General features: G+C 64.5%; 10 protein-coding genes. 2 read left to right on the top strand and 8 right to left on the bottom strand.

Annotated elements, in window-relative coordinates:
- Positions 1-8: 8 nt before the first annotated feature.
- A complete protein-coding gene (locus tag ATO11_RS08010) occupies positions 9-1634 on the bottom strand; it encodes an AMP-binding protein (RefSeq protein ID WP_050530603.1) in 1626 nt (541 codons plus the stop codon).
- Between the two features lie 68 nt (positions 1635-1702).
- On the opposite strand from ATO11_RS08010, the gene ATO11_RS08005 reads away from it, so the two are divergent.
- Together ATO11_RS08005 and ATO11_RS08000 are read left to right on the top strand one after the other, a co-directional pair.
- A complete protein-coding gene (locus ATO11_RS08005; RefSeq protein WP_050530602.1) occupies positions 1703-2596 on the top strand; it encodes a DMT family transporter in 894 nt (297 codons plus the stop codon).
- Complete coding sequence (locus ATO11_RS08000) at positions 2593-3237, top strand: sulfotransferase family 2 domain-containing protein (protein WP_050530313.1); 645 nt, start codon at positions 2593-2595, stop codon at positions 3235-3237. The genes ATO11_RS08005 and ATO11_RS08000 overlap by 4 nt, the downstream gene beginning before the upstream one ends.
- 330 nt (positions 3238-3567) lie before the next feature.
- Here ATO11_RS08000 and ATO11_RS07995 read toward each other — a convergent pair whose 3' ends face one another.
- The 7 genes from ATO11_RS07995 to ATO11_RS07965 form a co-directional block, all read right to left on the bottom strand.
- Positions 3568-5769 (bottom strand): 3-hydroxyacyl-CoA dehydrogenase NAD-binding domain-containing protein, encoded by a 2202-nt coding sequence (locus ATO11_RS07995; RefSeq protein ID WP_050530312.1) that lies wholly within the window; start codon positions 5767-5769, stop codon positions 3568-3570.
- A gap of 109 nt (positions 5770-5878) precedes the next feature.
- Entirely contained in the window at positions 5879-6937 is a 1059-nt protein-coding gene (locus ATO11_RS07990; protein WP_050530311.1) for a hypothetical protein, read from the bottom strand.
- A gap of 5 nt (positions 6938-6942) precedes the next feature.
- Positions 6943-8154 (bottom strand): acetyl-CoA C-acetyltransferase, encoded by a 1212-nt coding sequence (locus ATO11_RS07985; RefSeq protein WP_050530310.1) that lies wholly within the window; start codon positions 8152-8154, stop codon positions 6943-6945.
- A gap of 16 nt (positions 8155-8170) precedes the next feature.
- A complete protein-coding gene (locus tag ATO11_RS07980) occupies positions 8171-8803 on the bottom strand; it encodes a glutathione S-transferase family protein (RefSeq protein WP_050530309.1) in 633 nt (210 codons plus the stop codon).
- 165 nt (positions 8804-8968) lie between these two features.
- Positions 8969-10108: an acyl-CoA dehydrogenase family protein gene (locus ATO11_RS07975; RefSeq protein ID WP_050530308.1), complete on the bottom strand. Its 1140-nt coding sequence runs from the start codon at positions 10106-10108 to the stop codon at positions 8969-8971.
- 56 nt (positions 10109-10164) lie between these two features.
- Positions 10165-11943, bottom strand: a complete 1779-nt coding sequence (locus ATO11_RS07970) for an acyl-CoA dehydrogenase C-terminal domain-containing protein (protein WP_050530307.1) — start codon at positions 11941-11943, stop codon at positions 10165-10167.
- 28 nt (positions 11944-11971) lie between these two features.
- Positions 11972-12373 carry a MerR family transcriptional regulator gene (locus ATO11_RS07965; protein WP_050530601.1) on the bottom strand — a complete coding sequence of 134 codons (402 nt, stop codon included), beginning with the start codon at positions 12371-12373 and terminating at the stop codon, positions 11972-11974.
- Positions 12374-12451: the final 78 nt, after the last annotated feature.

Here is a 12451-nt window from a genome sequence, read left to right as displayed (position 1 = left end):
TCGCCGGATCAACCGGCGGTCAGCGACTTGCGCAGCTCGAATTTCTGGATCTTGCCGGTGGAGGTCTTGGGCAGTTCCTGGAACACGACCGCCTTCGGCGCCTTGAAGCCGGCCAGCCGTTCGCGGGCAAAGGCGATCAGTTCGGCCTCGGTCGTGTCGTGCCCGTCCAGAAGCTCGACGAAGGCGCAGGGCACTTCGCCCCATTTCTCGTCGGGCTTTGCCACGACCGCGCAAAGCGACACCGCCGGGTGCGCCATCAGCGTGCTTTCGACCTCGACCGACGAGATGTTTTCCCCGCCCGAGATGATGATGTCCTTCATCCGGTCGGCGATCTGCACGTAGGCGTCGGGATGCTGGATGGCGATGTCGCCGGAATGGAAATAGCCGCCCTTGAACGCCTCTGCCGTCGCTTCGGGGTTCTTGAGGTACCCCTTCATGACCGAGTTGCCGCGCATCACGATCTCGCCCTGGTCGGTGCCGTTCATCGCGACGGGGTTCATGTCGGCATCGACGACCGCGATATCCTCCATCATCGGGAAGCCGACGCCCTGCCGGGCCTTGATCGCGGCCTTCTCGGCCTCGGGCAGGTTGTCCCAGTCGGACCGCCACAGGCATTCGGTCACGTGGCCATAGGTTTCCGTCAGGCCGTAGACCTGCGTGACGTTGAACCCCAGCTTCTCGATCTTGGCGAGCGTGGCCGGGGCGGGGGGCGCACCGGCGGTGAAGACCTCGACCACGTGGTCGAAGGGTTTCCGCGCCTCGGCGGGGGCGTTCACGATCATGTTCAACACGATGGGCGCACCGCCGAAATGGGTCACGCCCTCGTCCGCGATCCCGGCATAGATCGCCTCGGCCGAGATGTCGCGGCAACAGACCAGCGTGCCGCCGACCAGCGGCATCATCCACGTGTGGTTCCAGCCGTTGCAGTGAAACAGCGGCACGATGGCCATGAAGACCGGGTGCAGCACCATCCGCCACGAGATCACCGTGCCCATCGTCATCAGGTAGGCGCCGCGGTGGTGGTACACGACACCCTTGGGCCGGCCCGTCGTGCCGGAAGTGTAGTTGAGCGACAGGCTCTCCCACTCGTCCTCCGGCATGATCCACTGGTACGCCGGATCGCCCGAGGCAAGAAGCCCTTCATAGGTCAGGTGCGCGCCCGAGGCGGGGAAACCTGCTGCCTCGTCCGCCGCCTCGATGATGGTGGGGGCGGAGCCTTCCATCAGGGCGATGGCATCCTTCAGCGGGCCAAGGAATTGCGGGTCGACGATCACCGCCTTCGCGCCGCCATGGTCGAGGATGTAGGCGATCGTGTCGGTGTCGAGCCGGGTGTTGATCGTGTTCAGAACCGCGCCGCAGGCGGGCACGCCGAAATGCGCTTCGGCCTGTGCGGGGATGTTCGGCAGGATCGTGGCGACGACGTCGCCCGGCGCGATGCCGATGCCGTTGAGCCCCGATGCCAGCCGCGACACGCGGGCGTGATATTCGGCATAGGTCGCACGATGCGCGCCGTACACCACGGCGAGGCGGTCGGGGAACACGATGGCCGCGCGCCGCAGATGCGACAGCGGTGTCAGCGGCACGTAATTGGCCGCGCACTTGCCCAGCCCGGTTTCGTCTGCCATCCAGCCCATGTGGTCCTCCCGCTGCCGGTCACAGACCTGCACTTAAGGGCAAAACCCGGCCCATGGAAAGGCGCGAAATGACGGCAATCGCCGCGGTCGATCTGAAACCCCGCAAGGCGGCGCTGGCGATGGTCGGCGCGATGGCCATCGTGGGCGCGATCGACAGCACCGTGGTCGAGATCGCCGAGGTCATCAGCGTCTGGCAATTCTTTGTCGTGCGCGCCGCGCTGGCCGTGCCCATGGTGCTGGTGATCGCGCGGGTGACAGGCGCGGACCTTAGGCCTGACAGGTGGAGCGTGGTGATCCTGCGCTCGCTCCTCGTCGCCGCCGCGATGGTCCTCTATTTCGGCGCGCTGGGGTTCCTGCCCATCGCGCAGGCGCTGGCGGGTCTTTTCACCGCGCCGATCTTCGTCCTTCTGATCACCGTCCTCGTACAGGGCGACCGGATCGGCCCGTGGCGCGTGCTGGCCGTGGTGCTGGGCTTTGCCGGGGTGCTTCTGGTCCTGCAACCGGGGTCCGAGGCGTTCCGGCCATGGATGATCCTGCCGGTCCTCGGCGGTCTGCTTTATGCCCTCGCCTCCGTCCTCACGCGGTCCCACTGCTCCCGCGAACCCACGCTGGCCCTTCTGGCGGGCATGTTCCTCGCGCAGGCGGTGTTCGGTTTGGCGGGTATGGCTGTGGCCGGCGGTGGCGACGATTTCATCAGCCGCGACGTGACATGGGCGATGGGCCCGATCCTGCACTGGATCATCGGGCAGGCGGTGCTGTCGCTGGTGGGCGTGGGGCTCATCATCTGGGCCTACCAGAACGGTGAGCCCAGCCATGTCGCGGTGTTCGAATACAGTGTCTTCATCTTCGGACCGCTCGTCGCGTGGCTGGCTTTCGGCCAGAACGTCGGGCCCCTTGCCATGCTGGGGATCGCGCTCATCGCGCTTGCCGGGTCCGTCATCGCCGTGAGGTCAGGCCAATGATCATCTCTCCGGGACGGCGCTACATCTTCGTTCACGCGCCCAAGACGGGCGGCACCGCGATGGCGCTGGCGCTGGAAGAGCGGGCGATGAAGGACGACATCCTGATCGGCGACACGCCCAAGGCGCTGAAGCGCCGCAACCGGCTCAAGGGCATCTCGGTACCGGGGCCGCTTTGGAAACATTCGACCCTTGCCGATGTCGACGGGCTGGTCACCCGCGACATGGCCGCCGCCTTTTTCATCTTCACGCTCGTGCGCAATCCGTGGGACCGGCTGGTGAGTTACTATCACTGGCTGCAGGCGCAGGACTTTGCCCATGTTGCGGTCGATCTCGCCAAGGAGCTGCCGTTCAGGGAATTCGTCGCGGACCGCATCATCGCCGCCAGTTTCCGCAACGCGCCCGCGGCGTCCTACGTGACGGACGCGGCGGGCCACTGCCGCGCGCATTTCGTGAGGCTGGAGCATCTGGACACCGATCTTGCCCCTGTGGCCGCCCATCTGGGCTTCCCGGTCGAGCTTTCGCGCGCCAATGCCAGCGCGCGCCACCGCGATTACCGCCGGTACTACGACTATGCCACCGCCGAACTCGTCGCGGACATCTGTGCCGAGGATATCGCCGCCTTCGGCTACAGCTTCGGCTGATCGCTTTGGTTTCCCAACCCGCGACAATCACGGTCTATCATGCGGAGTGTCGCCAGTCTGGCAACACCGCCGGATTCTCATCAAATTTGCCGCGAAATTTCGCCTTCTCGCGGGAGTGTCTTGCCACCGTGCCGGCGGGATGACCGGCACCTGCTGAAACAGGATCCCGGAGACCTGACGCCTGCTGCCAGTTACCCCCGGTGCAGGCGGGGCGCGTCGTGAGAGAGGCTCGGCGCGCCTTTCGCAGCTCGCGGTACCTTGGACCTGCCCGGAATGACAAAGGGCCGGCACCCTTTCGGACGCCGGCCCCATGCGTTGCGTGAACGGGGATCAGGCGGCTTTCGCCTGTTCCCCGTTGCCGTAGCGGCCATAGAAGGTGTCACCGGCTTCGGCCATCTCGCGCAGGAGCGCGGGGCAGGCGAACCGGTCGCCGTGCTTGGCCTGCAGCGCGTCGCATTGCTCCGCCGCCCAAGCCGCGCCGACGATGTCGAGCCACGAGAAGGGGCCACCCGACCAGGGCGCGAAGCCCCAGCCAAGGATCGCGCCCACGTCGCCTTCGCGGATGTCTTCCAGCACGCCGTCTTCGAACGCGCGCACGGCTTCAAGCACTTGCGCAAACAGCAGGCGGTGCTGCACCTCGTGCAGGTCGGGCTGGTCGTCGGCGACCGGGTACTTGTCGCCCAGACCTTCCCAAAGGTAACCGCGCTTGCCGTTTTCGTCGTAGTTGTAGAAGCCCGCGTTCGATTTCCGGCCCAGGCGGCCCTCGTCGGCCATCCAGAACACGACTTCGTCCACCGCGCTGTCGGGATAGGCATCGCCCATCGCGGCCTTGGTCGCCTTGGCGATCTTCACGCCCAGGTCGATCGAGGTCTCGTCCACCAGTTGCAGCGGGCCCAGCGGCATGCCGACCATGCGGGCCGCGTTTTCGATCAGCACGGGCGAGACGCCTTCGCCGACCATGCGGATGCCCTCGTTGATGTAGGGGATGATGCAACGGTTGGCATAGAAGAAGCGCGCGTCGTTCACGACGATGGGCGTCTTGCGGATCTGGCGCACGTAGTCGAGCGATTTGGCCACGGCCACGTCACCGGTCTCCGCTCCCTTGATGATCTCTACCAGCATCATCTTCTCGACGGGGGAGAAGAAGTGGATGCCGATGAACTTCTCGGGCCGGACCGATGCCTTCGCCAGATCGGTGATCGGCAGGGTGGAGGTGTTGGTGGCAAAGATGCAGTCTTCGCCCACGACGGCTTCGACCTTCTTGGTCATCTCGGCCTTCACGCCCGGATCCTCGAACACCGCCTCGACGATCAGGTCACAGCCCTTCAGCGCGTCCAGATCGGTGGTCGCGGTGATGGCGTTCAGCAGCGCCTCTTTCTTCTCGGGTGTGGTCTTGCCGCGCTTGATGCCCTTGTCGGCGAAATTGGCGGTATAGGCCTTGCCACGGTCGGCGGCTTCCTGGTTCTGGTCGATCAGCACGACCTCGATCCCGGCCTGCGCCGACACCAGCGCGATGCCCGCGCCCATCATGCCCGCACCCAGAACGCCAACTTTCTTGACGGTCTGATCGGCCACGTCGGGGCGGTTCGCACCCTTTTCCAGCGCCTGCTTGTTGATGAAGAGCGACCGGATCATCGAGGATGACGACGGGTTCATCAGGACATGCGTGAACCAGCGTGCTTCGATCTTCAGCGCGGTGTCGAAGGGCACCAGCGCACCTTCATAAACCGCCGAGAGCAGCGCCTTGGCCGCCGGGTAGACGCCCTGCGTCTTGCCATTCACCATCGCCGAGGCACCGACGAAGGTCATGAACCCTGCGGGGTGATAGGGTGCGCCGCCGGGCATCTTGTAGCCCTTCGCGTCCCACGGTTTGACGATGTCGGCGTCCGTTGCCGACAGGACCCATGCCTTGGCATCCGCAACCGGATCGGCGCTGACTTCATCGACCATCTGGGCCGATTTCGCTTTCTTGGGGTCCATCATCCGGCCTTCGAGCAGGACAGGAGAGGCCGCCATCGCGCCCACCATGCGGCTGTACCGGATCGTGCCGCCGCCGCCGGGGAAGATGCCCAGCAGGATTTCCGGCAGGCCGATCTTGGCCTTGGGGTTGTCGGTCATGAACCGGCGGTGGCAGGCCAGCGCGATTTCCGTGCCGATGCCCGCGCAGGTGCCGTTGATGGCGCAGGCGACGGGCTTGCCGCCCTTGTTGGTTTTCGGGTCCATCCCGGCACGTTCCAGCTTCCGCAGGATGCGGTGGCCGTTCATGGTGAAGTCGAACAGGCCCTGCGCCGGGTTGTCGCCCGATTCCTCGCGGATCGAGGCGAGCACATTCAGGTCCATCCCGCCGGCAAAGTCCTTCTTGCCGGAGGTGATGACAACGCCCTTCACCGCGTCATCGGCCAGCGCGCGGTCGATGTATTCCTCGACCAGCGAGAACGCCTCGCGCGTCAGCACGTTCATGGATTTGCCGGGGGCGTCCCAGGTGACGACGGCCACGCCGTCAGCGTCGACCTCGTAGGTGAAATCGGTCATTGGATATCTCCTTTTCGTACGTGTGCGGGCCGGGCATCCGGCGCTTGCATGTGGTGGCGCCGGCAGGATTGGCGCGTCGTTCGGGGATGAGGCAGGAGGCGGACGGGCATCAGGTTTTTCCCTCGCGCGTCAGGCGGTCCTGCATCAGGCTCAAAAGGTCGACCCGACTGCCCGGATCGAAGGAATTCGTGACGTCGGCGACTTTCCAGGCACCGGCCTCGCGGACCAGCACGAACTGGCTGTCCAGGGGTTGGCGGACAAGTTGACCGTCGCGGGACATGATCGCCCTGTGCTTGCCGCGAATACGGTCGGGACCGAGCCATTCGGCAAAGTCGGGCTGGCGCACGTAGCTGTCCGCACCGGCGCGGCGGATCTCGTCCGTTATCGCGTCGAAGATCGCCCGCCGCTCGGTCCGGCTGTCGATCGTCATGTCCGCCTCGGGCGTATGCTTGCGCACGCGGTCAAGATGCATCGCGTCCCACAATTCGAAATCACCCTCCCTGTTGGCCGCTGTCACGGCCGTCAGGAACGCCGCGTAGATCGTGAGCGGGTCGCTTTCCTCCGGATCGATGCCAAGATGCCGCGCAGACCCCGGACCCTGTGCGTCACGTTGCCGGGCGCGCACGTTGGCGTCGGGGATCAGCCCGTCAGACGGCTCGGGCCGGTCATAGGGGTAGCGGTCATTGGCCACGGCGTTGGTGACCGAGATCATGCGCCAGCGACCGGTCGCCTTGCGGATCACCATGCGGCTCGCCATCGGTTGCACGACATCCACGCCACCCGACCGCATGTAGATCATGTGGTGCCCCACGATCATCGACGGATCGAGGAACTCGGCATTTTCCGCCTCCCGGTGGAACGTGTCGATCTTGTGTTCCGCGATCAGCGCACAGACCATGTCGAAGAACGGCTTTGCATCTTCCGGCGTGCCGATCACCTTGTCGACGGTGTCGGTATGGACCGAGTTGGGATACTCGCTCATCCCGGCCCATGCCTCGAAATCGCCGCTGAGATTGACCGCCGACAGGTCATCGATGAAGGCCTGGTAGATCATCTTGGGATGCAGGACGACCGTGCGATCCCCGGCGTCGGGAAGCTGGTCGATGTTGTGCACATCGGCCATCTTCTCGCTCAACGCGAAGGGGATATTGCGGGTGTCGTCCTGCATCGTGATTACACGCGCTCGATGATCGTGGCCGCGCCCATGCCCGACGCGATGCAGAGCGTGGCAAGCCCGGTGCCCTTGCCGGTGCGCTCCAGCTCGTCCAGCAGGGTGCCGATGATGATCGCGCCGGTCGCGCCCAGCGGGTGCCCCATCGCGATCGAGCCGCCGTTCACGTTGACCTTGTCGTGATCCACGTCGAACGCCTGCATGAAGCGCAAGACGACCGAAGCAAAGGCCTCGTTCACCTCGAACAGGTCGATGTCGCTGATGCTCATGCCGCTGTCGGCGAGGATCTTCTCGGTCACCGGGACGGGGCCGGTCAGCATGATGGTGGGGTCGGTGCCGATCTTGGCGGTTGCGCGGATGCGGGCGCGGGGCTTTAGCCCGTGCTTTTCACCGAACTCCTTGTTGCCGATCAGCACGGCCGCCGCGCCATCGACGATGCCCGACGAGTTGCCCGCGTGGTGGATGTGGTTGATCCGCTCCAGGTGCGGGTACTTCATCATCGCGATCTTGTCGAAGCCGGGCATAACCTCGCCCATGTCCTTGAACGACGCCTTGAGGCTGCCAAGGCCCTGCATGTCGGTACCGGGGCGCATGTATTCGTCGTGGTCGAGGATCGGCAGGCCATTGATGTCCCGCACGGTGACGACCGACTTGTCGAACCGCTTGTCTTCCCACGCCGCGGCGGCGCGTTTCTGCGATTCCACGGCCAGCGCGTCGGCGTCATCGCGGGAGAAGCCGTATTCGGTGGCGATGATGTCGGCGCTGATGCCCTGCGGCACGAAATAGGTGTTCATCGCGATCGACGGATCAACGGCAATCGCCGCCCCGTCACTGCCCATGGCCACGCGGCCCATCATCTCGACCCCACCGGCGATATACGCCTCGCCCGCGCCACCCTGCACCTGATTGGCGGCGAGGTTCACGGCTTCCATGCCGGACGCGCAGAAGCGGTTGATGGCAAGGCCGGGAATGCGCTCGTCCAGGTCCGAGGCCAGCACGGCAGAGCGCGCCAGGCAGCCGCCCTGTTCGCCCACTTGCGTGACATTGCCCCAGATCACGTCCTCGACGGCGTGCCCGTCGAGGTTGTTGCGCTCCTTCACGGCGTTCAGCGTCACGGCGGACAGGCGCAGGCTGGTCACCTCGTGCAGGCTGCCATCCTTGCGGCCCTTGCCACGGGGGGTGCGCAGCGCGTCATAGATATAGGCTTTGGTCATCTTGGTCGTCTCCGTCTCAGGCGCGGTCCGCGGGGGAACCGGGCATCAGGTCATAAGGGTGTTTCCAGCCGGGGATCGCCTGAATATTGGCGAGCCAGCGGTTGATATGGGGCCAGTCGTTGCGGTCGAACCCGAACGGTTCGGGGTAGAAGAGGTAGCCGCAGCACGAGATGTCGGCATTGGTCAGCCCATCGCCCACGATCCAGTCGCGGCCCTCGAGGTGGTCGTTCAGAACGGCATAGGCTGCCTTGAGCCGCCCCTGCATGAACGCGATCACGGGCTCGGGGCGCTTGTCCTCGGGCAGGAAGTTCATCAGGAAGCGCGTCATGCCGGCCTGGCTCGACAGCTTGTGATTGTCCCACAGGACCCAGCGCAGGACCTCGTAATGATCCTCGCCCCCGCCGAACTTGCCGGTCTTGTCCGTCACGTATTGCTGGATCACGCCCGACTGCGTGAGCTTCAGGTCCCCGTCAACCATCACGGGCGCCTCGCCCATCTCGTTGACCTGCGTCCGGTAGGCTTCGCCACGCGTCTCACCACCGAAGAAGTCCACCTTCACCGGCTCCCAATCGAGCCCCGACAATTCAAGCGCCAGCGCCGCCTTGTAGGCGTTGCCGGATTCCCCGAAGCAATAAAGCCTGATCGTCATCGGTTGGTCCTCGCTCCTGGTGTCGGACCGGGGGTTTCACACCCCCGGACCCCCGTGCCATATTTTGAAAGAGAAGAAGCTGAGAGTACCCTGTTGTCTTCTTCTCTTTGAAAATATGTCCGCCGGAGGCTCCTGTCCGTGCCGCCGGCGGTGTCATCTGGCCTGTCAGAGCGCCCTCGCAATCAGTTCTTTCATGATCTCGTTCGTGCCGCCGTAGATGCGCTGCACGCGGGCGTCGGTCCACATTTCGGCCACGGCGTATTCCTGCATGTAGCCGTACCCGCCGTGCAGTTGCAGGCATTCGTCCAGCACTTCGCCCTGCGTGTCGGTTGTCCAGTATTTCGCCATCGCCGCCTTTTCGACGGTCAGCTTGCCGTCGAGATGTTCGGCGATGCATTCGTTCACGAAGGCCTCGGCAACGGCGGTCTTGGTCTGGCACTCGGCCAGTTTGAACCGGGTGTTCTGGAACTGGGTCAGGGGGCCGCCGAAGGCTTCGCGTTCCTTGCAATAGGCGATGGTGCGTTCCACGGCGCCCTGCATGGCACCGACCGCGCCGCAGGCGATGATCAGGCGCTCCTGCGGGAGCTGCTTCATCATCTGGTAGAAGCCCTGGCCCTCTTCACCGCCGAGGATGTTTTCTGGCGGGACCGCGACGTTGTCGAAGAACAGTTCCGACGTGTCGGCGGCGTGGCAGCCGATCTTTTCAAGGTTGCGGCCGCGCGAAAACCCTTCGGCACCGTCGGTTTCGACGACGACAAGCGAGGTGCCCTTGGCGCCCTTGGTGGGGTCGGTCTTGGCCGCGACGATGATCAGGTTGGCGTGCTGGCCGTTGGTGATGAACGTCTTCTGACCCGACAGCCGGTAGACGTTGCCGTCCCGGATCGCGCGGGTCTTGAGGTTCTGCACGTCGGACCCGCCCGAAGGCTCGGTCATCGCAAGCGCGCCCACCAGTTCGCCCGACACCATCCGGGGAAGCCAGCGCTGCTTCTGGTCCTCGGACCCGTAGGCGAGGATGTAATGCGCGACGATGCCGGAATGGATGCCGTGGCCCCATGAGGCGAGGTTGGCTTTCGACCCTTCCATGAGGATCACCGCTTCGTGCCCGAAATCGCCGCCGACGCCGCCGTATTCCTCGGGGATGGACGGGCACAGCAGGCCGAGCGCGCCGGCCTGTTGCCACGTGTCCCGGTCCATTTCGCCCTGTTTGCGCCAGCGATCGAAATGGGGGGCCCATTCCTCACCGATGAAGCGGGCCGTGAGATCGGCCAGCATCTGGTGTTCGTCGGTGCGCCAATGGGCTGTCATGGTCGTGTTCCCCCCCGCAAGTGATACCGGGCGCGCGTCGCCGCGCGCCCGCGCGATCAGAAGTTCGCCGCTTCCAGCGCCATCACCGGGTCCGCGCCGGATTCGATCCGGGCGAGGTGCATGCCCGTCGCGGGCAGCTGGCGGGACATGTAATAGCGACCGGTGGCGAGCTTGGTCTCGTAGAAGTCTACATCCGATGCGCCGTTCGCCAAGGCCTCTTTCGCGGCGAGGCCCATGCGCGCCCACATGTAGCCAAGGCAGACATGGCCGAACATGTGCATGAAGTCGTACGAACCCGCCAGCGCGTGGTTGGGGTTCTTCATGCCGTTCTGCATGAAGTACATGCCCGCCGCCTGCAGGTCCTTCGACGCCTTCTTGAGCGGTTCGATGAAGTCGCGGTCGAACGCCTCGTCGCCCGCGTTGTCCTTGCAGAACGTCTTGACCATGTCGAAGAACGCCATGACGTGCTTGCCGCCGTCCTGGCCCAGCTTCCGGCCCACGAGGTCGAGCGCCTGAACGCCGTTCGCGCCTTCGTAGATCATCGCGATCCGCGCATCACGGGCGAACTGGGACATGCCCCATTCCTCGATATAGCCGTGGCCGCCATAGACCTGCTGGGCGTTCACGCACATCTCGAAGCCCTTGTCGGTCTGGAAGCCCTTGATGACCGGGGTCATCAGCGAGATCAGGCCCTCGGCATCGGCATCGCCGTTCTTGTGAGCGCGGTCGATCAGCGAGGCACCCCAGAAGGTGAAGGCGCGTGCCCCTTCGACAAAGCTCTTCTGATCCATCAGGTTGCGACGGATGTCGGGGTGCACGATCAGCGGGTCGGCGGGGCCGTCGGGGTTCTTGGCGCCGGTCACGTCGCGGCCCTGCAGGCGGTCATTGGCGTAGATGACGGCGTTCTGGTACGCCGCTTCGGCCTGCGCATAGCCTTGCAGGCCCACGCCCAGACGCGCTTCGTTCATCATGGTGAACATCGCGCGCATGCCCTTGTGCTCGGTCCCGATCAGGTAACCGGTCGCCTCGTCATAGTTCATGACGCAGGTGGAGTTGCCGTGGATGCCCATCTTCTCTTCGATCTTGCCGACCGACACGCCGTTGCGCGCGCCAAGCGAGCCGTCGTCGTTCACGAGGAACTTGGGCACGATGAACAGCGACACGCCCTTGATGCCTTCGGGGCCGCCGGGGATCTTGGCGAGCACGAGGTGGATCACGTTCTCGCTCATGTCGTGGTCACCGGCCGAGATGAAGATCTTCTGGCCCGACACCTTGAACGACCCGTCTTCCTGCGGAACCGCCTTGGTGCGCATCAGGCCCAGATCGGTGCCGCAATGCGGTTCGGTCAGGTTCATGGTGCCGGTCCATTCGCAGGACACCATCTTGGGCAGGTACTTGGCCTTCTGCTCGTCCGACCCGTGCGCGTGGATCGCCGAATAGGCGCCGTGCGTCAGGCCCTGGTACATGTTGAACGCCATGTTGGCCGAAACGAAGACTTCGCCCACGGCGGTACCCAGCAGGTAGGGCATGCCCTGTCCGCCGTATTCTGGGTCGCAGTCCAGCGCGGTCCAGCCGCCTTCCTTCATCTGTTCAAACGCTTCCTTGAACCCGGTCGGCGTGTAGACGATGCCGTTTTCCAACCGGCACCCTTCCTTGTCGCCCACGGGGTTCAGCGGTGCCAGAACCTCGCTGGCCAGCTTGCCGGCTTCGTCCAGCACGGCGCCGGTAAAGTCGCGTTCCAGTTCGTCGTAGCCGGGGATGTCCGCTTCCGACGCTTTCAGAACGTCGTGCAGCAGGAATTGCATGTCCTTGGCGGGTGCGATGTAGCTGGGCATTCGTGTCTCCTCCTGTCGGATGTTCGGGTCAGCGCGAGGCCGCGCGGGAATCGTTGAACTGGGCGATGATTTCCTCGCCCCATTTCATCATGTCTTTGAGGTCGGCAATTGCGATATCGAGTTCCGCGCGCTGCTTTTCCAGATCGGAAAGGCGATTGCGCGCGACGTCATAGGCGGCTTTCAGCTGGGTCTGCTGGTTATCGCCCATGTCGTAGAGGTCGAGCAACTGGCGGATTTCTTCCAGCGAGAAACCGAACCGCTTGCCTTTCAGGATCAGCTTCAGGCGGGCGCGGTCACGCTTGGTGAACAGCCTTTTCTGCCCTTCCCGGATCGGGAACAGCAGTTCCTTGGATTCGTAAAAGCGCAAGGTGCGGGGCGTCACATCGAAGGCGTCGCACATCGCGCGGATCGTCATGGTGTCGTCTGTCATGTCCACGAACTCGTCAAACATCTCTTTGTCTGCTCCCGACATGCGTGTTTCGAGAGAACCCTACAATGGCTGACAAAG

This window comes from Pseudaestuariivita atlantica, assembly GCF_001205715.1.
GTDB classification, from domain to species: Bacteria; Pseudomonadota; Alphaproteobacteria; order Rhodobacterales; family Rhodobacteraceae; genus Pseudaestuariivita; species Pseudaestuariivita atlantica.
Note: the sequence above shows the minus strand (reverse complement) of the source record. Positions and strands in the feature narration are given on the sequence as shown.